Origin of the sequence: Labrenzia sp. OB1 (assembly GCF_001624695.1) — a bacterium.
Lineage (GTDB): Bacteria > Pseudomonadota > Alphaproteobacteria > Rhizobiales > Stappiaceae > Roseibium.
Window position 1 is genome coordinate 44,871 of record NZ_JSEP01000016.1, and the last position, 24,047, is coordinate 68,917.

General features: G+C 58.3%; 25 protein-coding genes. 8 read left to right on the forward strand and 17 right to left on the reverse strand.

The features are described from left to right. Positions 1-118 precede the first annotated feature (118 nt). On the forward strand, positions 119-547 hold the full coding sequence (locus OA90_RS19335) for an HIT family protein (RefSeq protein ID WP_068415945.1): 429 nt from the start codon (positions 119-121) through the stop codon (positions 545-547). Between the two features lie 63 nt (positions 548-610). Here the strand turns inward: OA90_RS19335 and OA90_RS19340 are convergent, their stop codons facing one another. The 4 genes from OA90_RS19340 to OA90_RS19355 form a co-directional block, all read right to left on the reverse strand. Then, the gene (locus OA90_RS19340) at positions 611-1,261 is read right to left on the reverse strand and encodes a glutathione S-transferase (RefSeq protein WP_068415948.1); all 651 of its coding nucleotides are present in this window, start codon (positions 1,259-1,261) and stop codon (positions 611-613) included. A gap of 37 nt (positions 1,262-1,298) precedes the next feature. Then, positions 1,299-1,661, reverse strand: coding sequence for an AzlD domain-containing protein (locus OA90_RS19345; RefSeq protein ID WP_068415951.1), 363 nt, complete (start codon positions 1,659-1,661; stop codon positions 1,299-1,301). Beyond that, entirely contained in the window at positions 1,658-2,419 is a 762-nt protein-coding gene (locus OA90_RS19350) for an AzlC family ABC transporter permease (RefSeq protein ID WP_068415954.1), read from the reverse strand. The genes OA90_RS19345 and OA90_RS19350 overlap by 4 nt, the downstream gene beginning before the upstream one ends. 91 nt (positions 2,420-2,510) lie before the next feature. Then, entirely contained in the window at positions 2,511-3,215 is a 705-nt protein-coding gene (locus OA90_RS19355; RefSeq protein WP_068415956.1) for an SDR family oxidoreductase, read from the reverse strand. A gap of 214 nt (positions 3,216-3,429) precedes the next feature. Here OA90_RS19355 and OA90_RS19360 point away from each other — a divergent pair, with 214 nt between their 5' ends. Next, the gene (locus tag OA90_RS19360; protein ID WP_068415960.1) at positions 3,430-4,845 is read left to right on the forward strand and encodes a patatin-like phospholipase family protein; all 1,416 of its coding nucleotides are present in this window, start codon (positions 3,430-3,432) and stop codon (positions 4,843-4,845) included. Positions 4,846-4,936: 91 nt separating this feature from the next. Here OA90_RS19360 and clpA read toward each other — a convergent pair whose 3' ends face one another. The 3 genes from clpA to OA90_RS19375 all read right to left on the reverse strand — a co-directional run bounded on the left by clpA (position 4,937) and on the right by OA90_RS19375 (position 8,456). After that, positions 4,937-7,378, reverse strand: a complete 2,442-nt coding sequence (gene clpA / locus OA90_RS19365) for an ATP-dependent Clp protease ATP-binding subunit ClpA (RefSeq protein ID WP_068415961.1) — start codon at positions 7,376-7,378, stop codon at positions 4,937-4,939. A 12-nt stretch (positions 7,379-7,390) separates the two neighbouring features. Next, entirely contained in the window at positions 7,391-7,723 is a 333-nt protein-coding gene (clpS, locus tag OA90_RS19370) for an ATP-dependent Clp protease adapter ClpS (RefSeq protein ID WP_068416230.1), read from the reverse strand. A gap of 400 nt (positions 7,724-8,123) precedes the next feature. Continuing rightward, positions 8,124-8,456 carry a phasin family protein gene (locus OA90_RS19375; RefSeq protein WP_068415966.1) on the reverse strand — a complete coding sequence of 111 codons (333 nt, stop codon included), beginning with the start codon at positions 8,454-8,456 and terminating at the stop codon, positions 8,124-8,126. A gap of 618 nt (positions 8,457-9,074) precedes the next feature. On the opposite strand from OA90_RS19375, the gene OA90_RS29585 reads away from it, so the two are divergent. Next, positions 9,075-10,709, forward strand: coding sequence for a serine hydrolase (locus OA90_RS29585; RefSeq protein ID WP_068415970.1), 1,635 nt, complete (start codon positions 9,075-9,077; stop codon positions 10,707-10,709). A 17-nt stretch (positions 10,710-10,726) separates the two neighbouring features. Here OA90_RS29585 and OA90_RS19385 read toward each other — a convergent pair whose 3' ends face one another. The 3 genes from OA90_RS19385 to OA90_RS19395 form a co-directional block, all read right to left on the reverse strand. Continuing rightward, positions 10,727-11,434, reverse strand: coding sequence for a DnaJ domain-containing protein (locus OA90_RS19385; protein ID WP_082837158.1), 708 nt, complete (start codon positions 11,432-11,434; stop codon positions 10,727-10,729). Between the two features lie 249 nt (positions 11,435-11,683). Then, the gene (locus OA90_RS19390) at positions 11,684-12,430 is read right to left on the reverse strand and encodes a VWA domain-containing protein (protein ID WP_199823777.1); all 747 of its coding nucleotides are present in this window, start codon (positions 12,428-12,430) and stop codon (positions 11,684-11,686) included. A 92-nt stretch (positions 12,431-12,522) separates the two neighbouring features. Next, a complete protein-coding gene (locus OA90_RS19395; protein ID WP_208986202.1) occupies positions 12,523-13,173 on the reverse strand; it encodes a DUF2306 domain-containing protein in 651 nt (216 codons plus the stop codon). An 80-nt stretch (positions 13,174-13,253) separates the two neighbouring features. On the opposite strand from OA90_RS19395, the gene OA90_RS19400 reads away from it, so the two are divergent. Beyond that, entirely contained in the window at positions 13,254-13,868 is a 615-nt protein-coding gene (locus tag OA90_RS19400) for a TetR/AcrR family transcriptional regulator (protein ID WP_156510569.1), read from the forward strand. Positions 13,869-14,040: 172 nt separating this feature from the next. Here the strand turns inward: OA90_RS19400 and OA90_RS19405 are convergent, their stop codons facing one another. Beyond that, positions 14,041-14,475, reverse strand: a complete 435-nt coding sequence (locus OA90_RS19405; protein WP_068415980.1) for a DUF1489 family protein — start codon at positions 14,473-14,475, stop codon at positions 14,041-14,043. 121 nt (positions 14,476-14,596) lie between these two features. Here OA90_RS19405 and OA90_RS19410 point away from each other — a divergent pair, with 121 nt between their 5' ends. The 3 genes from OA90_RS19410 to OA90_RS28100 all read left to right on the forward strand — a co-directional run bounded on the left by OA90_RS19410 (position 14,597) and on the right by OA90_RS28100 (position 17,382). Further along, positions 14,597-15,481, forward strand: a complete 885-nt coding sequence (locus tag OA90_RS19410; RefSeq protein ID WP_068415982.1) for an NAD-dependent epimerase/dehydratase family protein — start codon at positions 14,597-14,599, stop codon at positions 15,479-15,481. Positions 15,482-15,590: 109 nt separating this feature from the next. Further along, positions 15,591-16,139 (forward strand): hypothetical protein, encoded by a 549-nt coding sequence (locus tag OA90_RS19415; RefSeq protein ID WP_068415985.1) that lies wholly within the window; start codon positions 15,591-15,593, stop codon positions 16,137-16,139. 487 nt (positions 16,140-16,626) lie between these two features. After that, complete coding sequence (locus OA90_RS28100) at positions 16,627-17,382, forward strand: DUF599 domain-containing protein (RefSeq protein WP_082837151.1); 756 nt, start codon at positions 16,627-16,629, stop codon at positions 17,380-17,382. Here OA90_RS28100 and OA90_RS19425 read toward each other — a convergent pair. After that, complete coding sequence (locus OA90_RS19425) at positions 17,268-18,515, reverse strand: adenylate/guanylate cyclase domain-containing protein (protein ID WP_068415991.1); 1,248 nt, start codon at positions 18,513-18,515, stop codon at positions 17,268-17,270. The two genes, OA90_RS28100 and OA90_RS19425, sit on opposite strands and share 115 nt — an antisense overlap. A 266-nt stretch (positions 18,516-18,781) precedes the next feature. Beyond that, complete coding sequence (locus OA90_RS19430; RefSeq protein ID WP_068415993.1) at positions 18,782-19,579, reverse strand: YdcF family protein; 798 nt, start codon at positions 19,577-19,579, stop codon at positions 18,782-18,784. A gap of 425 nt (positions 19,580-20,004) precedes the next feature. On the opposite strand from OA90_RS19430, the gene OA90_RS19435 reads away from it, so the two are divergent. Further along, positions 20,005-20,406 (forward strand): Clp protease ClpP, encoded by a 402-nt coding sequence (locus OA90_RS19435; RefSeq protein ID WP_068415998.1) that lies wholly within the window; start codon positions 20,005-20,007, stop codon positions 20,404-20,406. A 161-nt stretch (positions 20,407-20,567) separates the two neighbouring features. On the opposite strand, the gene OA90_RS19440 is transcribed toward OA90_RS19435, so the two are convergent. The 4 genes from OA90_RS19440 to OA90_RS19460 form a co-directional block, all read right to left on the reverse strand. Next, positions 20,568-21,182 carry an ATP-dependent Clp protease proteolytic subunit gene (locus OA90_RS19440; protein WP_068416000.1) on the reverse strand — a complete coding sequence of 205 codons (615 nt, stop codon included), beginning with the start codon at positions 21,180-21,182 and terminating at the stop codon, positions 20,568-20,570. 231 nt (positions 21,183-21,413) lie between these two features. Continuing rightward, a complete protein-coding gene (locus OA90_RS19450) occupies positions 21,414-22,283 on the reverse strand; it encodes an adenylate/guanylate cyclase domain-containing protein (protein ID WP_068416009.1) in 870 nt (289 codons plus the stop codon). A 287-nt stretch (positions 22,284-22,570) separates the two neighbouring features. Further along, positions 22,571-22,975 carry an ACT domain-containing protein gene (locus OA90_RS19455; protein WP_068416012.1) on the reverse strand — a complete coding sequence of 135 codons (405 nt, stop codon included), beginning with the start codon at positions 22,973-22,975 and terminating at the stop codon, positions 22,571-22,573. Further along, positions 22,976-23,992 (reverse strand): agmatinase, encoded by a 1,017-nt coding sequence (locus tag OA90_RS19460; protein WP_068416020.1) that lies wholly within the window; start codon positions 23,990-23,992, stop codon positions 22,976-22,978. Positions 23,993-24,047: the final 55 nt, after the last annotated feature.

The window sequence follows — 24,047 nt, forward strand, 5'->3', positions numbered from 1 at the left end:
CGCACAGGAGCACCGGTAGCGATCACTTGCCTCTTGCCCCCTTCCCGGCAGTCCGACTAGTCTCCCGCAAACAGCGCAAGCTGACCGATCTTTGCCTTTGAAACGGGAAGTTCCAGATATGCCCACACCCGCTTACGACGACCAGAATGTCTTTGCCAAAATCCTGCGCGGCGAGTTGCCGTGCCACAAGGTTTACGAAGATGACAAGACGCTGGTCATCATGGATATCATGCCGCGCGGAGACGGGCATATTCTGGTGGTCCCGAAAGCGCCCTCGCGCAACATTCTGGACATCGCCGGCGAAGACCTCAATGCCGTCATGGCGACGGTCCAGAAGATGGCGCACACTGTGATCAAGGCATTCGATGCGAATGGCACGACCATCCAGCAGTTTTCCGAACCGGCGGGTGGACAGGTGGTTTTTCATACGCATGTGCACGTAATCCCGCGCTTCGACGGTGTGCCGCTCAAACCGCACACCGGCGAAATGGCCGACAATGATCTCCTCGCCGCCCAGGCGGAACAGATCCGCACAGCGCTCGGCTAGAAGCACTTTCCGGTCATATTGGATCATTTGCCCGGAAATCTGGTGACCTGGAAGCCAAAGGCGTCAGGCAACACCTGCCTTTTCGGCGGCTTCCTGCTGATCGGCCACAAGCCGCTGGTCGTCCTGAAGTACGGTTTGCGGCGCAGGGCGCTGAAAGTAGTTGTCGGTAAAAACCTTGAATTCCTCGAATTCCGGCACGAGGCCGTAGGCCATGCCCGCACGGAGCCCCGTGGCCCACAGGACATCGACAGCGGTTATTCTTTCTCCCAGCACATAAGGCCCCGTGGCAAGCTGCGCCCGCATGGTTTCCATCACCGTATCGTAGCTGCCATAGGCCGACATCACTTGCGGGGCTTCATCCCGTTTCATGGCGCGGTCGATCAGGGCGGGCTCGAAACAGGCCGCCATATAGACGAACCAGCGCAAATACGGCCCACGCAACGGATCGGTCAACGCAGGCGCCAGACCTTTGCCCGGAAAGAGATCCGCGAGATAGAGATAGATCGCAACCTGCTCGGTAACGATCGCCTCACCGTGTCGCAGGGCCGGCACCTTGCCGGCAGGATTTAAGGCGAGATAGTCCAAACGGCGGTTTTCGCCCAGTTTCAGATTGAGAAAACTGAGTTTATAAGGGACGCCCAGCTCTTCAAGAAGCACGCGAACGCCAGTTGCCCGGGTCTGCGGGGCATAAAAAAGTTCTATTTGATCGGACATGCCGGCCTTATTCGATTGGAGTTGAGTTTCTGCGCGGTCAACCTAGCTTATCAAGGGCCAGCCAGCCACACAGCAGGAACGCCTCTGCTGACAGGACGCCGACAACAACTCTCTGCCGCGCGGCGAAAAAAGCTGCGAAACCAACCCCTGTCGCGGCCAGCCGCAGCCAGACAGGCGTTTCCGCCAATACGCCTTGCGGAAACAGGATCAGTTTGGAAATAACGCCGGCGACGAGTGCGGTTGCCACGCAGCGAACCCAGATGAGCAACTCGCCGTCCTCACTGAGCCTGCCACCGGCAAAAACACCCAGCCAGCGCCAGACGTCGGTGGCCAACCAGCCCGCCACGAGGATCATCACGAAAGGCCACCACCAGGTCTCGGAAAGAATCACATCCGTCATGTCAGCCCCCTGCGGTAAAGCCGCGTGCCGACATAGGCCAGTGTGCCGCCGACAAGCCCTGTCCAGAGAAGGTCAAGACCGGGAAAATAGATGAAAAACAGCGGCCCCAGGGCCAACCCGGCGATCATGGCAACCCTGTCGGCATTCAGCCGGGAAGCCCCCCACAGCGAACACAGGAAATAGACCGGCGTCAGCAGGAAGAGCGCTCCTGCCACGATGTCCGGCAAGCGTTCGACAAGGAGATAGGCAATCGCGGTCATGCAGAAGACGAAACTGGACACCGATCCGCCGAAGCCGACAAAAAACAGCAGGCGACCTTCTCTCGGCAGGTCCGGCAAGTGTTTCATCGCATAGACCCAGGCCGTCACCGCGACGAAATGGGAGGCGACAAGCAACTGCCAGTTCCGGGTCTTGCCCGGCACCTTGATGAGCGGCATCAGCGCCATGGTCATCGGCATCAGGCGTACGGACGCCAGCGCCACGGCAATTCCGGCCGGAAGAAGCCCCATGCCGGAAGATAGCGCACCGGTCAGAACCACGATCGACGGCAGCGCCCAGACAAAACCGGTCATGGCAAGTGTTTCGGCCAAAGTCAGGCCGGTTTCGCGCGCAAGACCCGCGTAGCCGACAAAAGCCGCGGTGAGGATAAAAGCTGGAATGGAGATCGCCGCACGAGCTCCGCGCAACATCCAGATTCGGCCGGGAACCGTCGTGCCCGTCTGCGTTTCCGGCCACTCGGGCCTTTCAGGGACAGTCATTTCACAGGACTCGAAGCAAGGTAGATAGTAAGGTTTCCTTACCTTTTCGACACAAAGCTGTCCAGCCCGGCCGGTGGAAAGGCAGCCGGTATCAGACCGATCGGGTCAGACCGCCGTCGATCCGGATATTCTGCCCGGTGATATAGCCCGCCTGCTCGCTGGCAAGATAGGAAATCAGGCTAGAAACCTCATCCGAGTAACCATACCGGCCCATGGGAATGCGGGCCTTTCGGTCAGCCGTTTCCGGCAGACTGTCGATGAATCCCGGCAGGACATTGTTCATGCGTATGTTCCGAGCCGCGAACTTGTCGGAAAAAAGCTTGGTGAAAGCGGCAAGCCCCGCCCGGAACACTCCCGAGGTCGGAAACAGCGGATCCGGTTCAAAGGCTGCGAAAGTGGATATGTTGATAATGGCACCGCCACCCTGGTCCGCCATCACCGGCGCGACAAGCCGGCTCGGGCGAATGACATTCATCAGGTAGACGTCCATGCCCAGGTGCCAATCCTCATCGCTTATTTCCAGAATGTCCCCTTTGGGACCGTGCCCCGCGGAATTTACCAGAACATCTATTTTTCCATAAGCTTCCAGAGTTTTCTTAATAATTTCATTCAAGTCATCGGCAACAAGGTTGGAGCCCGTGAACCCGATCCCGCCCAATTCTTTCGCGAGCGCCTCTCCCTTACCGGAGGACGACAGGATCGCGACCTTGAAACCATCGGCCGCCAATCGTTTGGCGGCATCAGCCCCCATCCCGGATCCGCCTGCCGTGATCACTGCAACTCTTGTCTCGGACATCAACTGTCTCCTGCTTCTCTGCACAAAGATTAGGGACCCTGCAAGCAATCCGCAAATGAATTGAAGGAATGGAATCGATCAAGGAACCATATGGGTAAAGCCGTTGGGACACAGCGATTTTCACGTTTCGGCAAGCACATGCCTATTCCACAAGGCGCAACTTCAGGTAATATATACCATTGATTGATTTTTATTGTTTTCAGAGGAATGCGACATGCCTATCGGACTTGTTTTGGGCGGCGGAGCCCCGAATTTGCCGCTGATGAGCGGTGCATTGCTGGCGCTCGATGAAGCAGGTCTCGAGTTCCGCGTGATTTCCACCACCGGGGCCGGCATGCTGGCCGGGCTGCTTTATGCCTCGCCGCAAAGGGCAACTCCCGACAACGACCTTGCAACCACCCGCCGGGAGGCCCTGAAAGCCACCCGCCTCATGGGCATCGACGACCTGATTTATCACTTCATGCCCGTCAACTTCAAAATCTTCCAGAAACCCGGCCCGATTGCCGAGGCCATGGCCCCGGCCTTCAACACTTTCCTGTCCACTTTTCCCAGGGAAAGACGGGACCAGCGCCTGATGGGAGACTGGCTGGCTCTGGTTGCCGCGACGATGATGCCATCCAATCTGAGCACGAAGAGCAAGGGGCTTTGCCAGGCACCATCCTGGATCGAGGCCATGGTCGATTTCGACGATCTGGTGAAAAATCTGGGCGAAACCCGCTTCCGCCTCGGCGCCTACAGCGTCGAGGACAGGGACGACGTCACATTCAACCGGGAAGACATCACCATCGACCACTGCAAAGCGGCTCTGGCGATGCCCTTCATCTATGAGCCCTACAAACTCAGAGATCCGAAGACCGGCGAGGAAAAAACCTATCTGGAGGGATCCGCCTTCGATCCTCTCAAACTCGATCCGGATGACGTCATGGTCGAACATGACGTCGACACCATCATCTTCTTCGACATACTCGGCCATCGCAGGCTGATCGACGAGCCGCGCGACCTGACGGACGCCTGGGTTCAATCGATCATCGCCCCGCTTACCAGACTCGCCGAAAACAGCGTCACTTCCTTCAAGTCAAAGCGGGACCTTCATGCAAGGGAGCGTTTCCTGATGCAGATGGACCGGATCATGGATCTGGCCGAAAGCGACCCCGGGGCCATTCAAAAACAGCTCAAACAGGTGCGCAACGACCGGGAGCTTTACGAACTGGTCGATCTGCTTGGCAGCGCGGATGTCGATCTGGCTGCATTCGACGACCGCGCCCAGACCTATCTCGATCAGAACCCGGATCCAGAGCTGGCCAAATTCGTGGGTCTGGCGCTGACCGACTACCGGACCTTCGTGCTGAAGCGCGAGGCGTTTCTGAAAAAACGGGAAAAGGCGCTCGGCGGCAAATCCATTTGCAAGAAGACGCACAGCAGCCGCTCGGAACTGCTCAGAATGCCCTTCCGCCGGCACATTCCGGAAGAGCATTGGCCGAAGGTCCTCGACTGGAGCCATTCCAATATGTCGATGCTCTTCGACATCGGCTACGAAACCGGCAAAAGCTTTGTCGCCAGTCACAAGGAACGGCTTGAAAGCAGCCTGGGAAAGACACTCGAACGTGAACCGGAACCAGCCACCGCCTGAGCAGAGCGGGGCCGAAAGCCCCCTTCAGGCCTTCGCAAACAGAAAAAGCCCCGGAAGGGTATCCGGGGCTTTTCAGGTGTTTAATCAAGCGTCAGTCGGCCAGCGGCACTTTGGGCACCATGCTCTTCTTCGCCGACCCGCCTTTTGAGGCCGGCGGCTTGGTATCCTTGGCAGCCACGGCCTTGGCCGTGGGCTTGCGCTTGCGTTTCGGCTTCGGCTTGGCGCTCGCCTTGGGTTTCGGCGGTGTCGCCCGCTCCTCGATGCTTTCCAGCAACAGACCCTTGCTGTCCTCTGAAACGGACACCTTGACCATGCCGCCCTTTTTCAGCTTGCCGAACAGAACCTCGTCCGCGAGCGGCCGCTTGATATGCTCCTGGATGACCCGGCCAAGTGGCCGGGCCCCCATCTGGTTGTCATAACCTTTGTCCGCCAGCCATTTTACCGAAGCTTCGGTAAGTTCGAATGTCACGCCGCGATCCGCGAGCTGAACTTCGAGCTGCATCACGAACTTCTCGACGACCTTGTAAACCACTTCCATCGGCAGATTTCCGAACGGAATGATCGCATCGAGACGATTGCGGAACTCGGGCGTGAACAGCTTGTTGATCGCTTCTGTGTCGTCGCCTTCCCGCTTCACGCGGTTGAAGCCGACCGGCATCTTCTCCATGTCCGCAGCGCCCGCGTTGGTCGTCATGATCAGGATGACATTGCGGAAATCGACCTGCTTGCCGTTGTGATCGGTCAGCTTGCCGTGGTCCATCACCTGCAACAGGATGTTGAAAAGATCCGGATGGGCCTTTTCGATCTCGTCGAGCAACAGCACGCAGTGCGGATGCTGATCGATACCGTCGGTCAGCAACCCTCCCTGGTCGAAACCGACATATCCCGGAGGCGCGCCGATCAGGCGGGAGACCGTGTGGCGTTCCATATACTCCGACATGTCGAAGCGGATCAGCTCCACCCCGAGCGACAGGGCGAGCTGGCGTGCCACTTCTGTCTTGCCGACACCTGTCGGGCCGGAGAACAGATAACTGCCGATCGGCTTGTCGGGTTCGCGCAGGCCCGCACGGGCGAGTTTGATTGCCGATGCCAGCGTTCCGATGGCGGCATCCTGGCCGTAGACCACCCGCTTCAGGTCCTTGCCGAGGTTTTCCAGAACTTCCGCGTCGTCCTTGGACACGGATTTCGGTGGGATCCGCGCCATCGTGGCGATGGTGTTCTCGATTTCCTTCACACCGATGGTCTTCCGGCGCCGGGCTTCGGGCACCAGCATCTGCGAGGCGCCTGTTTCGTCAAGCACGTCGATCGCCTTGTCCGGCAACTTCCGGTCGGAGATATATTTAGCCGAAAGTTCGACCGCGGTCTTGATGGCGTCATTGGTGTAGCGGACCTTGTGGAAGTCCTCGAAATAGGGCTTCAGGCCTTTCAGGATATCGATGGCATCCGGGATCGACGGCTCGTTGACGTCGATCTTCTGGAAGCGGCGGACAAGCGCCCGGTCCTTCTCGAAGAACTGCCGGTATTCCTTGTAGGTCGTCGAGCCGATGCAGCGGATCGCGCCCGATGCCAGCGCCGGCTTCAGGAGATTGGAGGCATCCATTGCCCCGCCCGAAGTAGCGCCCGCACCAATCACGGTGTGAATCTCGTCAATGAACATCACCGCGCCGGGATAGTCCTCGATTTCCTTGACGACCTGTTTAAGGCGTTCCTCGAAATCGCCGCGGTAGCGGGTGCCGGCCAGAAGAGAGCCCATATCGAGCGAGAAGATGGTCGCATCCTTCAGGACCTCCGGCACGTCGCCATTGACGATACGATGCGAAAGCCCCTCCGCGATGGCCGTCTTGCCAACCCCCGGGTCGCCCACAAAAAGCGGGTTGTTCTTCGAACGGCGGCACAGGATCTGGATCGTGCGCTGGATCTCGCGGTCACGGCCGATCAGCGGATCGATCTTGCCGTTGAGCGCCTTCTCGTTGAGGTTGACGCAATAGGCTTCCAACGCATCGGTTTTCTGGTTGGCCTTTTTCTCCGTTTCGGCACCGGGCAGCACGTCTTCCTCGTCCGCCCCGTCCACAGGGCGCGCCTCGGACATGCCGGGGCGCTTGGCGATCCCGTGGGAAATGTAATTGACCGCGTCGTAGCGGGTCATGTCCTGATCCTGCAGGAAATAGGCGGCGTGGCTCTCGCGCTCGGCAAAGATCGCGACAAGCACATTCGCCCCTGTCACCTCCTCGCGCCCGGAGGACTGGACGTGGATCACCGCGCGCTGAATGACACGCTGGAACCCGGCCGTTGGCTTGGAATCCTCGTCACTGTCCGTGACAAGGTTGTCCAGCTCGGTCTCAACATATTCGATGAGATTCCGGCGGATCGTATCCAGATCGACATTGCACGCACGCATGACGGCGGCAGCGTCCTGATCGTCCAGCAATGCCAGAAGAAGATGTTCAAGCGTCGCATATTCCTGCTGGCGTTCATTGGCGAAAGCCAACGCCTGATGCAGGGCTTTTTCAAGACTGCGTGAGAAAGAAGGCACTTGCGTTTGTCCTCACTTTTTTTCCATGACGCATTGCAAAGGATGCTGATGCTTACGCGCGAAGTCCATCACCTGGGTCACTTTCGTCTCCGCGACCTCGTAGGAGAATATTCCGCATTCCCCTACCCCGTGATGGTGAACATGCAGCATTATACGGGTCGCCTCTTCCCGGTTTTTCTGAAAGAAGCTCTCCACAACGTGAATGACGAACTCCATGGGAGTATAGTCATCATTTAACAGCAGCACACGATAGAGATTGGGCCGCTTGGTAACTGTTTTGGTGCGGGGGATAACAACCGTTCCGGCGTCTCCACCGTCATTGTCATAATCTGAGCCCGCCGACATTGCCGCTTCTACCGCCTCTAAAACTCCGGCCATCACCATTCCCTGCTCCGGCTCAGCCATCACCGGCCAGTCCGCAGTTTGGTCCCACAACGCACCCCGCGCCGCCGGTCGGCATTTTCTTGATGTTAATCCTGCCGCGCAAGTCGCGCTCGCGCAATGGTCGATTTCATCAACATTTCGGAATACAGCGCATTTGAACCATGCGCCCGTTCGTTGAAACTGAATGTAGGTGTGCGGAAAGAAATTAAAAGATGGGAGGGATAGGCAATTCCAGCATGCATCCGGTCAGTGGGACCAGGACGGGCAGCGGCGGGCTAAAACTGTGCATATACGAAAAAACCCGGCTCAATGCGGCCGGGTTTCAGTCTGTTCGCCTTCAAGCGGCGGATAGGAACGGCAGTTACTTCGCCATTTTACCGAGAACGCCTTCGTAGGGCTTGTAAGCATCCTTGGAGAGGTCGGTCATCATTTCGCCGATCTTGGTCATCTCACCGACAAAACCTTCATACGCGGTCTTGAAGTAGTCAGCCTGAGCTTCGAACGCCTTGTCGAGAGACTTGGAGGCAACCAGCTTTTCAACCGCTGCGGATCCGTCTTCGAAGGACTTTTTCTGGTAGTCGACAACCTCGGCGGCGATCGCCTGGAAGCCCTTGTTCATGGAACCGAAGGTCTCCATGGCCAGATCCATGTTCTCTTTGCTCAGTTTCTGCATTTCTTCAAAGTTGCTCATCATACCTTGCCCTTAGTTTTCAGCGAACCGGGTTCGGAGGAAGCACATTGGCCCAGTTACCTCCTCGGTGCGCGTATCGCGTTACCTGCAGTAAATTGTGATAATGCACTGCACAATTAGTGTCAAGGTGATTTTGCAGTGCAACAACAACCCATACGGGAAACCACTGATCTGACCGAGGGAGCGTATTCGCCCCTCCCAGGACGCAGCCGGCATGCTTTTTCTGCTCTGGCACCAGTCAAGGAAAAGTACGGAATCTTTTTGCCTCGCAACACAAATACAAGTGCTACTTCCGGAATTTTATATTTAAACGATACTTTTCGAAAATAAGTTCGTTTTTTTAGTAAAAATACTGATATATTAAGAATTATCTCGATATAAATTCTTTAGTAGGATGAATTTTTTCTTTAAACTCAACTTAACGAAAGATTAACCCTATCCAAAAACTATTTTTTAATATGCTTTTTATGCTGACTATTTACACATTCGTAACCGTGTTTGCCTCAAATGTCCCGAGAACATTGGAGCAGCTGGTTTGAATCGCTAGGGGGTTGAGATCCGTCCCGGCCTGCTCCAGACACGAACCACCTGACCCGGAATGGGATAGTAACTGTGTTTGGTATGCGTACTCTTTGGAATGCCCGGGCAATTGCCCATGCGGCAAAAATCCTGACCCTCGGCGTCCTCCTCTTCAGTGTCCCGGCAACTGCGCTGGCCAACTCGAAATATGCGGGCATCGTGGTGGACGCGAAGACCGGCAAGACCCTTTACTCCTCTTCTGCCGATTCCTATCGCTACCCGGCTTCGCTCACCAAGATCATGACCCTTTATATGGTCTTTGAAGAGCTTGAGGCCGGAAGGCTGACTCTGGATTCCCGCCTCAAGGTTTCGAAATACGCGTCGGGCCGTCCGCCGTCGAAGCTTGGCCTCAAGCCGGGAGGCACCATAAAAGTGAAGGACGCGATCCTGGCACTGGTAACGAAATCGGCCAACGACGTCGCGACGGTCATCGCCGAGAATATCGGCGGTTCGGAAAGTTCATTCGCCAAGCGCATGACCCGCACCGCGCGCCAGTTGGGCATGAACAAGACCACCTTCAAAAATCCGCACGGTCTGCCGAACTCGGGCCAGCGCACCACGGCAAGAGACATGGCAACGCTCGGCCGTGCAATCCAGGAACGCTTTCCGAACTACTACGGCTACTTCAAAACCCGCTCCTACACCTACAACGGCCGTACCTACGGCAACCACAACAAGTTGCTGGGCCGGGTGAAGGGCGTGGACGGCATCAAGACCGGGTATATTCGCGCCTCCGGGTTCAATCTTGTCACCTCGGTCAACCGTGGAGGCCGGCATATTGTCGCTGTGGTCATGGGTGGACGGACCGGGGCCTCTCGCAACGCCCAGATGACCAAGCTGATCAACAACTATCTGTCCAAGGCCAGCCGTGGACCGAAGACGGCACCGGTCATTGCCCGGCGTTCCCTGGAACCGACATTCGTAGCCGCCGCGCTTAAAAACCCGCCTCTTCCAACCGCAAAGCCCGGAAGCGAACCGGCCCCGGCTTCGGGCACGCCAATGGTGCTCGCATTCAATCCGCCTGCGACGGCCTCCGTCGTGCCGATGCCTGCCCCGGCCACGGTGCCAGGTTTCGGGGATGCAGTGCCTCTGCCGCCGAAAATGATCAAACAGCGTCTCGATTCGTCGTTCGCCGTGGCGACATCCCTGCCGCCGATCCCGCCGGAAAGCCCCGATACGCCGCTGACCACGAATTCAATCACCACAACCGCTCTGCGTCAGGCCGTCCGCGACAAAGCCGCCCGGACAGGCGGCCGCCAGGTTGCCACCGCCCCGGCACAGCCGTTCAAGACCGTCAATGTGGAGACCATCCGGATCGATCCCACTCCGGTCGAGACAATCAGTGCGGAAATTGCGGAAGCGGCAGAAAACCCGCCGGAAACCGAAGAGGATTCGGTGACGGTCGCCACCAGCGATACACGTGACATTGAGCCGGGCTGGCAAGTTCAGATTGCTGCCGCCGAAACAGAAGGCCAGGCCATCACGATGCTCAAGAACGCCAAGGCCAAAACCGGTGCCGCACTGCGTGGCCGCTCACCTTACACGGAACCTGTCGAAGCCAAAGGCCAAACCCTGTACCGGGCGCGTTTCGTGGGCTTTGAAACCAAATCTGCAGCCTGGAATGCCTGCAAGAGACTGAAATCTGCAAAATATGCCTGCTTCGCCATCTATCAGTAACTGCGTAACGGATGCCGTCAATGTCTTCTGAGAAGCGTGTCTTTAGCCTCGTTGATTTTCGCCGCGAGGAAACCGGAGCCGCCCTGGTCGGGGTGAACTCTCTTCATAAGCCGGCGGTGCGCGGCTCGAATTTCCGCGTCCCCGGCGTCGGAAGAAAGCCCCAGGATCTGGTAGGCCTCCTCATCTGTCATGGGGCCCGCGCTCGCCGCGCTTCTCTGCCGATCTGTTCCATCAGACTGGAAGTGTTCACGCCAACCGGCAAGCCGGCGGTCGAGATAGGCTTCGATTAAATTCTGGCTCTGTTCGTCCTGGCCTGTTTCACGCCAGAAAGCCAGTAAGTCGTCTTCGCTCATATCGTCCAGCCCACGGCCCTGAAAGCCGCCGGCCAAAACGGTTCCGGTCATGACACCCGTATCGTGGTCAAGCTCCATTTCAAGCATCGCGGTGCGGACACGCGATTGCTGACCGGCAGCCTTCGTCGGTTTGTAACCTCCCGTGAGGCCGCGCAGGCCTGAAAGTCCCATAACAGACAATCCGAGCCCGAAGAGCGGTATTGCGAAGACAAACCGTCCGCCGAATGCGAAGACGGCCGCAAGGGCGATCAGGAAGATGCCGCCATAGAACCGGAGCTTGCGGGCCAGCACCTTCGGATTGGCATTCACGAAGGCCTGGCCAGCAGCGAGAAGCAGCACCAGCAGGATTCCACTGATCAGAAGATAGATCATCCGGCGATCCCTAATCCTGTTGTCGATTGCCGCCAAATTGCTGCCATGGCCCAACCTCCCTGCGAACCCAACCCGCCCGTTTCAGGTCAAACCGTGACAGGTCGACGAAATGACGGACATCTTCAAGGGGTCTTTCTGACAGGAGCGCCCCTTGGATCTCCAGGACGCACGGCTTGATGCAATTCGCCGGAAAAGGCAACCCTGCAAGACCACCGCCGTGAACCAGTCCCGCTATCCCGGATCGCGAGATCACCTCCGGCTGGGCTTCAGCTGTTGCAGCAGCAAACGGGCCCCCTGGCCACCCTGCTTCTCCAGCGCCTGGAGCGCCGTACGGCCACCGCTTGCGAAAACGGCGACCGCCTTGAGCAGATCCGCCAACTGCTTCGCGGAACCTGCGTCGAACGGGCAATAGGCGCCGTTGGTCAGGCGCGCCATTTCCCGGAACGCCCGCTCGGCGACACTGTCACGCCCCTCCTGAAAGAGGAACATCGGGACACCGAGCAACCCCAGTTGCCCCGCCTTGTCGCACAAAAGGTCGATGTCCTCTTCCATGCAATCGCCGACATAAACCAGCGCCGCGATCTTTTCCTTGTCCGCCGCGCCCAGAGCCGCCGACAGGACCTTGCGGATCTGCGTGCGGCCGCCCTGGCAGGCAATGCCGCTCATCGCACGCGCCAGGGCTTCCCCGCTTTCGAACCAGCGCGAAGCCCTGCACTCCCCGAAGCCGCGGAAATAGACAAGCTTGATCTTCAGCCCGCCGACCTTGTCGGACGCCTGAAACATTTCTGCCTGGATATGACAGGCCTGATCCCAGGTGGGCTGCCGGCTCATGGTGGCATCCAGTGCAAAGATCAGCCGGCCTCCGCGATCGGCCGCCGGCGCTTCCCGGACTTTCTCCAGAAAAGCGGCAACATCCGAATCGGCAGATGGTTTGTCCGGCCGCTGATCCTGACGAACAAACGGAACCTTTGTACTTTTGCCGGTTGGTGCCACCACGGCCATAATCCTCCTGCTTTCTTCTCCCTTTCAAATTGGGACCGGCAATCGTGTTTGGCAAGCGCGCTTGCGGCTGGACAAGGCCTGTCCCGTCAATTGGCGATGGCAACCCCGGCGCCAAATCGGCCCCTGCCTGGCCGGAAAAACCGCAGATAGACTTCGGCGGCAAGCGCATTGGGAACCCAGCAGGCCCAGGCAATCAGGGAATACGCCGTTTCGAAGTCTGCATCGTATGCCATGGCTATTCCCAAATAAACGCGCAACGTCACCGCCGCGAAGGTCAGCGCGGCCGATCGCAGCATCCAGGCCTTGTGACGCACGAAGTCGCGGCGTATGGCAAGCACGAGGCCTGTCGCCGTCGTCGCCACCCACACGACCGCCAGCAAACCGAAACCGGTGCCGGCAAAACTCCCTGCCGTTGTGTGAAAGGCCAGTTGAAGACCGGCAACGCCGGACACGAAAATGGCGGCGACATAGACCCGCCCGAGCCAACGGTGAACCGCGGGCCGCCGCAGTCTGAACCCCGTCCAGAACTGAAATGGCATGACTGCAAGCGCGAGGGGCGCAACGCCGATGTGGGCGTAGAGCGCCAGGGCGTTGCCATCGAGATGATGTGCCATGTGTTCCATGGCCTGCATCACCCCCTGGGGCACGAACCGATACGAAACGGCTGCGACCGCCACCGACAGCACCGCCATGGTGACATATCCACCCCTGCTGCAAACCCTGAAAAACCGTTCCACTGCACACCTCCAATCAAACTTGACACTGTCAAGATAAGTCACGACTTGACAGTGTCAAGTCAATGCCTGATGAAGTTTTCATGAAAACACCCGCAACGCCCCCACGCCGCCCCCGGGACGGCACTCTCAGAACAGCTCTGGTGGATGCAGGCGTGGCCCTGTTGCGCACACGCGGTCCCGATGGTCTGTCCTTGCGGGAATGCGCGGCGCAGGCAGGCGTGTCTCACGCGGCACCCGCCTATCATTTCAAAAATCTTGCCGGTCTCTCCACCGCCATCGCCGCGCGCGGCTACAGTCTTTTCTGCACGGCCATGACGGCTCGACTGGCACGTGCCGCGAATTCACCCACGGCACGGCTGAACGCGATCTGCCACGGGTATCTCGATTTTGCGAGCGCCCATCCGGAATTGTTTCTGTTTATCTTTTCCGGCCAGCAGCTCGACAAGGAAAACGACGATTTCGCGCAGCACTCCTCGAATGCCTACGGCATCTTGCGCGAGGCCTGCGCTCCGTTCGTGCAGCCCGGCGCGGAACCTGAAGAGGTCGAGATCCTTGTCTGGTCCGTCGTGCACGGCTACGCACACCTCACCATGATCCACAAGGCCGACAATCCCAAATTTCGCGAGAACTGGCCAAAACTGGACCTTCTGCTCGAACACCTCGACAGAGCCTTGGAAACGGCTGTCAAAACCTGATGGCGGAAACTGCAGGACTTAAAAAGCCGCGAACAGGCCAACCCGTCAGGCCTGAACCGGTGCGGCAAGGACTGCTGATCGGAAAACGCCATCCAATAAGGAACCTGCCACCACGACATGTCGCGTTAAACTGATTCCAGGAACCCATGGATCCGCTTAATCGCGATACTCGCTAAAGAAGACAGAGGTCTGTCAGGTCGCGGCGCATGTCGTCGGGCATGGACTGCGCACTGTTGCCGATCCGGAGATCGGAGGGTGCATCTGTCGCTTTCAGATACCGCCAGCCCTGGAATGGCCTTCTGGGCTGATATTGCGTCAGCACCAGCCGCGGCTCCATCACGAGGTCGCACCGCTTGACGCCCGCCTGATCGGTAAACGGCCTGATATCGACAAGATGCTGGCGTGCCTGAATTTTGCCCTTGATCACCCAGTAAAGTGATCCGCCGTCCAGGAGTTCATCCCTTCGCGTCGGCACCATGCGCGTCGTGTGGGTCGTCTCCTCGGCAAGGCCCGCCATGCGGGCCTCCTCCATCCGGAAATCGATCCAGGCTTGCAGCGTCTCGACGCTGTCCGCGCCCACACAGAGTTTCACCAGATGCAAGGTCATATCCCTGACGTAACAGGCCTGCGGGCAAGGTCAAGCAGCCGCCTTGCCGCAGCGGTGGATTTTGCACAGGTGCAAACAGGTTGATCTTGCACCCTACTGCCGAAAAGAGTTCTCTTTGACTATGGATGTTTTTGTAACGGGCGGTACCGGCCAGATCGGTGCGGCCGTGGTGAAACGACTGACCGGCGAAGGCGTCAGGGTCATCGGCCTGGCTCGTTCCGACAATGCCTCGGAAAAGCTGAGAGCATCGGGTGCCAGCGCTTATCCGGGTGACCTGCGCAGCCCTGAAAGCTGGGTCGGCAGGGCAGCCTCCTGCGATGCGGTCATTCATACCGGCGCGACCTTCACGGAAGATATGGGCCGGGTCGATCGTCAATCCATGCTGGCTCTCAAACAGGCTGCCAAACACCGCAAACAGCCTCTGAAGATACTCTACACGGGCGGCATCTGGCTCTTCCCGGCCGTAACAGGCGGCCGGCTGATCACCGAGAAAACACCCTTCTCTCCCCTCCCCGCTTTCCGCTTCATGACGGAGACCATTCGAACTCTCTCCAACGGAACCGACCTGAATCTGGCAGTCATCCATCCGGCACTCGTCTGCAGCCGCACGGCCGGCCCGATCGCGGAAATGACCACTGCGCTCGACGAAAACCATCCGTATGAGACGCGCGCAACACCGGACACCCTGTGGCCTCTGGTGGAAGCGGACGACCTCGCCGCGCTTTACGCGCTGGCACTCCGGCAACCGCGTTTCAGGATGTCGCTCATCGCCAGTGGCATTCAGGGTATTTCGGTCGCACATCTCGCGTCGCACATTTCCGCAAGGCATGGACAGCAACTGGACATCGCCACACTACCGGTGCCGGAAAACGCCAGACCGGATACGGATTGGCAGGCAGGTTACGCATTGTCCCAGTCCGTCGACATCCAGCACGCACGCCGCGCCACCGGCTGGCAACCGGACCATTCCACGATAGAAGATCTGGTCGTGGCGCTCTCCAGATAGGATTGCATCGCGAACCACCCGGCTTACCCCGGACTATCGGACCACGGATCAAAGCTTTTTAAAGTTTTAACCAGCACAATGACGATCATGCCAATTCTGGGACCACTCGATGCCTCGACTCTTTGCCGCATTTCTGGCTGTTGTGCTTCTTGCCGCACCTCTTCAGGCCGGGAACGATCATCCGGTGGGCGAATTCCGCGTGATCAATTCCAGCGGCTTTGTTGAAAAGGACGGTGTCCGCGAGGAACTTCAAACGGATCGAACCGTCGCGATAGCCCGCATTTCCCGCGATACCGATGACAGTATCATTGTGGAAATCAACGGATCGACAATCCGTCTTCACACGCTGAAGGACGGATTGGCCGCCCTTGACTGGAATGCCCGGGGAACGGCCATGTTGCACAAGGCCGATATTCAGGCGCTCATGAACGACCGGGCTCCCGCTGATATCCCCGCCTGGGGCTCCGAGCTTGACTGGCCGGGTCTGGGACCGGTTCAAATGGTCCTGCTGCCCTTCGGCCTCTCCGCCTACACAGGTTTTCTAGTAAGCTACCCCGGTGACAAGACGGTGGTCAGGGAAATGGTATTCCAGCAGGTTTTCGGTCCGGTGGACCGGCCGCGGGTTTCGGCCAATTCCCACACCGGTGATTTTGAGTAGGTTTTTTCCGGTTCCGGCCAGTATGAACACGCTGAAAACGAAAAAGGCGCAGCCTGCCGCTGCGCCCTTGTTCTGAAAACTCTCCGCTCACCTTATCCGGCGGCGGCGATGGCTTGTTGAGCACTCTCCACATCGTTGAACAGGAGAACCATCGTCAATGCGACACCAACAGCAGCGACAGTCCAAAGAGTGACGCTCCAACAGGATTTCTGCACGTTTTCGTCCATTAAAGCCCTACATTTTTTGTCTTGGGCGCCAAGCCCCCTGTGGCCGTAAATGTGGCGCCTTTGAGGCGTCGAGGTAAACGATCCTTTACCATTTCGCAAGTGCAAAAAAAGTGCATCAGCAATGACATTTTTGCGGGTCTCGAATTCCTCATACTATTCATGTGTTTATTGTATCAAACTGTCTTTTGGAGACGCCGGCGTAACTCTGCTATGAGTTCACAACCGGTTTCGCTTCCATCTGAACGACTGAAAGGCTCGCGATGCATCCCCTCACACAATTGGACCTTGCTGCGGTGGCATGGTTCCTCTTCGCATGGCTCGGGTTCAACTTCCTGATCGACATCAGTCCGTTGCGCAGCAAAACCCTGTCTTGCACAATGGACCAGTACCGGATCGACTGGATGAAGGCCATGTGCACGCGCGAGGTGCGCATCATGGACACATCGATCATGGCTGGGCTTCAACAGGGAACAGCGTTTTTCGCCTCGACCGCACTTCTGGCGATTGGCGGTGGATTTGCGCTCCTCGACGCGACCGAACGCATCCTTCAGGTGGCCGGAGATCTTTCAATTCCGGTTGCCGACAGCAGGGCTCTTTGGGAAATCAAGGTTCTGGGCCTGATGACGATATTCGCCTACGGCTTTTTCAAGTTCGGCTGGGCCTACCGGCTCTTCAACTATTCGAGCATCGTCATGGGCGCCGTGCCGGAACGCGGCAGGGCGAGCGAAGAAACAATCCACGCCATGGCAAAACAGGCGGGCGAGCTCAACGTTCTGGCCGGCCGCCACTTCAACCGCGGCCAGCGCTCCCTTTTCTTCGCGATTGCATTTCTGGGCTGGTTCGCCGGTCCCTATGTCTTTGCCGGCGCGACCCTAGCGGTGCTGGTTGTGCTGCTCCGCCGTCAGTTCGCCTCACGGGCCCGCAGCGCGGTGCTGTCCGGACAATACCCGGTCTTTACCCCCGCCGATAAGTCGGGAGAATACACCGCGACAGGTTCGTCGAACCCCTTCACCTGATAACGGCCAAAAAGACCCGAGCGGCAGCCCATGATCTCTGCCAAAGCGTCCGAAACCAGAACCTGTCGTTCCAGGTCCTTGGCAAGTTCCGCGATGCGCGCCGCCAGATTGACCGCCGGCCCGACCACGGTAAAGTCGAGACGCGTCTCGCTGCCCACGTTGCCGTAGAAAACGTCTCCGGCATGCAGCGCGATACCGACGCTCATGTCCGGTGTCGCCGAACAACTGTTGGAATTGTTGATCTCCTCGATCCTCTCCAGGGTCTCCTGGGCTGCGAGCAACGCCTGAACCGCGGCCTCCCTGGCTTCCTCCGCCGTCTCGAACGGGAAAATCGCCATCACTTCGTCGCCGATGAACTTCAGAACCTCGCCGCCATGAGCTTCCACGGCGGCGGTCATCGCGCCGAAATACTTGTTCAGGAAAACAATGATCTTGTCCGCCGGCAGCGTGTTGGACAAACGCGTGAAGCCACGGATATCGGCAAAGCTGACCACAGCCTTGATCCATTCGCCGTCTCCCCGGCGCGTGGTGCCGTCAAGAACCTTCAGCCCGGCGCGGCGCCCGACATAGGTATCAAGAACGGTTTCCGCCGTCCTGCGGAGTGTCTTCAGCTCGCACACAAGCGCCAGTGGCCGGATGAGCGAGTCCAGCACACTCAGATGAGACGCCGTAAAACCGCCAGATGCCTTGGTCGCGAAAGAAACGACTTTGACCGACCCGTCGGAGAAAGGCAGCGGCAGCGCGATGTAATCCGTGTAGCCTTTGTCCCGAAGCTCGCCGGTCACCGGATATTGTTCCGTCGTCGCGCGATCCCTTGCGATTTCAACGCGAACGCCCTTCAGCGTCTCGTGCACGCGCTTGATCGGGCTGACCGCATACCCCTCTTCCTCGTTCTGGTCCGCTTTGTAGAGCAGCAATTCCTTTGTTCCGTCGCTGGTCCACACGGACCCCTCGGCGCGCACATTTGGATGCACCACCCAGATAGCCGTATTCACCCGGTCCACCGGCACCTTACCTGTGCGCAGGCGCTCTCCGAGTTCGCTGACGATCTCCAGCGTGTCGTTCAGGTGAGACGCATCACTGTAAAGCCACTGAACGATGTCCGCCGCCACAATCGGCGCTTCTAGCACCATCCGCCCGTGTCCTTTCAACTACCTTGGCCGCACGGAGAAAATCACTCCGGTCTGACCACATATCGTTTCCGCATTCAGCGAACGCAGCTGGTTCCAACACATTAAAACCGAAAATCTCTCTGCCCGTGACGGCACTCCTCCCGGCCGAAAACCGGTCCTTGTCACGCTGCCTGAATGTTCTCCGGCCATTATATGGTGCGTCTCAGGTCGCAGTAAAAGGGTCTGGCAGTGAATTGCGCGCCTTGAGGCAAAGCCACTTTCCAGATTCAGGGACCGGGAAAGATTGCCGTGCTCCGCCCGCTTATCCAATAGACGGCAAGCCCTATCCATTCCCGGAACGCGATGTCGAAGCGGCGAAGTCCCTTCGATGCACCGGAAAAACCGAGCATCAGATCCTCTTTTCCCCGCGTGCGGTAGTCGACAGGATATGCGGTGACACCGGTCCAGCCGGCCTTCTCGAATACTCCCATAGACCGTGGCATGTGAAAGGCGGAAGTCACAAGAAGCCATCTCTGTCCGGGCCTGGGGTCGACAAGTTCTCTGGTGAGAACCGCATTTTCCCATGTGTTGCGCGCGGCATCTTCCAATACCACTCTGTCGGCTGAAATGCCGAAGTCCTCAAACAGGCGGGCAGCCCCTTCCGCTTCAGTCGCCTGGGAGGCAACAATGACACCTTGTCCACCCGTGTGAATGATCCTTGCGGCGGGCAACTGGCTTGCAAGGCGTGCGGCAATCGTGATGCGTTCCCCGGACGTGGTAAGCGCCGTGTCTCCCCTACCTCCGGTCACGATGGTATCGACAGCGCCACCCAACACAATGATACCGTCATAGTCGGTCAACTCCGCAGGCTTGGGAAAGCGTTCCTCCAAAGGCAGAATCAGCCAGTTCGCAGCCGGAGAAAACCCTCCAGCCAACAAGCCCAAGATACCCGCCCAGGCAAACAGGTAACCGGTCTTTCGCCATCTGGTCCCTGCGCTGACGATCAATCCCGCCAGAACCAGCGCAATCAGAAAATTGGAGGGCTGAATAAAAAAATAGCCGATTTTGGCCACGTAAAAGAACATTACTGGGGCTCCACCGCCGGAAGTCTCGCAAGTCCGAGAGGATCGCGGCAAACCGGCTTTTTTGAGACCCGGGCCCGAGAATGCCCTGCATGAGCGGCAACCCACTGAAAAAGATCACGACAACAGAAACAGCCGGTTCCGTTTTTCCGGTACCCGCCCGGGCCAGAGCAGAACAGGAAGATCAGAAATTCGCGGGTAAGCTCACCGTAATAATTCTGTTATCCCGCCGAAACATTTTACCGGTATCTCGCATCTCGCGTCACTCAGGAACAGCGCACCACAGTTGGAGCATAATCACGATCTAACTTCCTGAAAAACCAACGACTTCATTGCAAACGCAACAATAGTGACGAGCGTCACAGGACCAGTGTCGGAATTACGGCAGTTACAAAGCATCGTTTCGTAGGCAGTCAAGGAAAAGCCAGATGACACTCTATATGAAACTCGGTGGGCGCAGAGCATTCATGCAGGCTATGCCGCGCTTGCAGGCCCGTCTGGAACAGGACTCTTGTTTCGATAGCTCAAAATTCCGACATGAGTTCGAGCAATCGGACGACCTGAGCGAGTTCCTGATTTTCCTGTTCGGCGGCGCACCGTACTACGAGGGAAAACCCGTCACCAAATTGCTGTCGCCGGTCTGCCCCTCCGTGGAAACCTATCAACGCTTTGTCGATCACCTTGTGGCGGCATTTTTCGATGGGCGCGCGTCGGATGAGGAAGCCGATCTGCGCAATCTGATGGAACGCCTGCGACCCCAGGTGCTCAACCCGAAACCCGTGGCTCCCGTCCTGGTCTATTCGGCCAAACGGGAAACCTTGAGCGCCTAGGGCAACGCGCGCCGGCAACGCTTGCGGTCAAACGGAGGCTTTGCATGGCACAAACGAAAAACGCCGGAGGATGATCCTCCGGCGTTTGGTTTTTTGCGGGCATTCCGGTTTCTTCAGGTGAACCAGAAATGCCCCGGCGCTGTGTGAGTTACGCTTGATTGTCAGCCCAGTTCGTCGACGGTGGTGACGACCTTGCCGACCAGACCGTATTCGATCCCTTCGGACGGGCTCATCCAGTAGTCACGATCGGTATCTTTTTCGATCCGTTCGATGGGCTGCCCTGTCGCATCGGAGAAGATCTGGTTCAGACGATCGCGCATCTTGATGATTTCCCTGGCCTGGATTTCGATATCCGTGGCCATGCCTCCGGCACCACCGGACGGCTGGTGCAACAGGAAGCGGGTGTTCGGCGTGCAGAAACGCTTGTCCTTCGGCACAGAGACATAGATCAGCGCACCGGCGCTGGCGACCCAGCCCATACCAAGGATCCGGACTTCCGGTGCGACGAACTTGATGGTGTCATGGATCATGTCACCGGATTCGACATGACCGCCAGGAGACGAGACGATGACTGTGATCGGGTCATTGGAAACCTGCGCCAGCGCAAGAAGGCGGGCACAGACGTCGCGGGCCATTTCCTGGCTCACCTGGCCGGTAATCAGCACTGTCCGCGCTTCGAACAGATGCTTGTCGACCTGAATCGACGGCTGGCTCTTGGCTTTGTCCTCTTCGTCATCGTCGAGGCGTGCAGGCACCGTGGTCGAATAGTTTTTCATGCGCAGGATTAAGCTCCCTTGGCTGCTGTGCCGGTAAAACCGGCGCTTTCTGAGACATCCCGCGTTCCTTTGAACCCGGATTGCCCGTTCATTTTCTGCTTCGCGGGGGCGATTCCACCGCCACGGCATTTATCCATGTGTATGCCAAGTGACGGGCGCTCGCAAATCATGAGACCGTCAATAGCGCGAAAAGAGTTAGCAGATCGGCAACGCACGGAAAGAACCCTTGTCTCAATCGCCATTCTGGAGATCGTCACCCAGCTTCTTTTCCCGCCGCCCCATTAGAAAATGCCAGACCAGAGTCAGCGCGAAAGGCAGCGATGGCCATACGAACCACAAGCTGGAAAGACCCGATGTCAGCAGATTGAGAATGAAAAAGAATCCGATGATGAAAACGCAGCTCCTCACCCGCTTTGGCTGCGCTTTGAGCCACCGGCGAGCCTGTTCAAAACCGTTCGCCACGGCTTGCGTGTCTCGGTTCAGATACGGATTCGATTTCGCGTCGTCGTCTTGGCCGCTCCGAAACTTGCCGCCGTCGTCCCTTGACGGGTCCCTGTCGGGTTCCGCCGGCGCATTGCGCCCGCCCAACCGAACGGAATAGGTATCCACAGGCTCGCTCACGTTCCTGACGTGCTGCGGTCCTAGAGGATCGAATCCCACTGCCATTTTCGTCTTGACCTGATCGTGCACGGACTTGGACAGCATGATGCCGCCGCGCGGCGAAAGCTCTTGCAGCCGGGCCGCGACATTGACGCCGTCGCCATAGATGTCCTCACCTTCCACCATGATATCGCCGAGATTGATACCGATGCGGAATTCCATCCGGTTTATGTCAGGCAGGTCCGCGTTTCGATGAGTCAATTCGTTCTGGATCTCGATCGCGCATTGAACGGCTTCCATCACCGAACCGAATTCGATGATTACCGCATCGCCCCAGGTGTTGACGATGCGCCCGTTGTGACGGTCGGTCAGAGATGACATCACGTCTCGGTAAGTCTTCAGCCGGTCCAGCGTGCCGTCTTCGTCCCGCTCCATGAGCGTTGAATACTGCGCAACGTCCGCGCACATGATAGCCGCAAGACGCCGCTTGACCCGTTGCATACTCTTATCCCTGATTGCTCAAGCTTAGGAATGGGAAGGCAAAGCCCAAATTGCAAGGAAAAAACCTTGGAACTCAGAAGTTACGGCGACGGAAACGGCAAGAAAGTGACCACCTTGCGCTGAAGACGGGCAAGACGTCGACGGGGAAAGCCGTTTGCCGGCCGCCGTGACAATCCCGGAAACGCGGTTCCGCGCCACCTGGATCAAGTTTCTCCCGAGGCCATGAGAACACTGATTGGAAAACCGGGCACGACAGATCCGGAATGTTGCTCGAAGGTGTCCGGTGCTCAGGTGCTATCCGCCAGATGGCGCAGGACGGTCAAAGCGTCGTCAGCATGTTCTTCCGGCACAAAGACGTGATCGTGGAAATAGGCAGCAACGACATTGGCCGGGATGCCCTTGTCGGCAAGCACAGTGGCCACGGCGGCGGTCAAGCCGACGGCCTCAAGCGAGGAATGCACCGTCAGCGTGATCCTGCGGAACCACTCCGCTTCCGCGAACCCAAGCTCCCTTGCACGTTCAGCCGGAAGCAGCGCGGTCAGGCCCTCCGTTTCGGCGAACAGTCCGATCGGCTCGAAACCCGCCAGTTCGGCCATGGATTTCGAAGCGAAGGTACAGAACACATAGGGGACCGGATCCAGCATCGGCCGCATCTGAGCAATCAAGGCGTTCAAATCTGTTTCTCCGGACATTCACCCAGCCGCCTTTTCCGATCGCGCGCCAGTGCCTGCTTCCGGGCTTGCGCCGGATGCGGTTGCCGCAAGCGCCATGTTGCACAAGATCTCGAACATGATCGACACTCCGAGAAACGCCGTGCCGCCACTGGTGTCGAAAGGCGGCGAAACCTCGACCATGTCGGCACCGGCGATCCTGATACCCTCCAGCAGCCGCGCAACCTTGAGGGCTTCAAAGGAATTCGGCCCGCCGACCTCCGGCGTCCCGGTTCCCGGGGCAAAGGCCGGATCGACAAAGTCGATGTCATAGGAGACATAGGTGTCCGCCTCACCGACGATCTCTCTGGCTTCCATCATGACATCCTCCGCCCCCCTGGCGTGAAATTCCTCGATCGGGATCACGCGGATGCCGACGCTGTCGGCGAAGTCCCGGTCCTCGCTGTCGTAGGCGGTGCCTCGAATGCCGATCTGAACCACCCGCGTCGGATCCAGAAGACCTTCCTCCACTGCCCTGCGGAACGGCGTGCCGTGAGTATAGAGCATGCCGCCGAAATAGCTCTTGTAGAGATCCGTGTGACTGTCGAAATGGATCATGGCGAGCGGCCGTTTCCTGGCCAGGGATCTCAGGATCGGCAGCGAGCACAGATGATCCCCCCCGGCCGTCAAGGGCAGAATGCCCGCAGCGATCACGCGGTCGTAGAAATCGGTAATGCGTGTCAGACTGTCCTCGATGCTGGCCGGATTGGGACCGACATCACCAAGATCCGCGCAATTGACCAGTTCGAACGGGCGCACTCCGGTTGCCCCGTTCCCGGCCCGGATCATGGTCGACATGTCGCGCAACTGGCGCGGTCCGTGCCGGGGCCCCGGACGATTGGTTGTGCCGCCGTCCCACGGCGTTCCGATCAGGCCGATGCGGACATCCTTCAGGCGCGGATGATCCAGATCCACATGCGGCAGGCGCATGAAGGTCGACACGCCGGCAAAACGCGGCAGGTCAAACCCCGAAACGGGGTGGAAAAATCTGTCGGTCAAGGGATTCTCCTCGGCGTGGACTGGACTTTGGTACGGATACCCATTCAAACCGCGC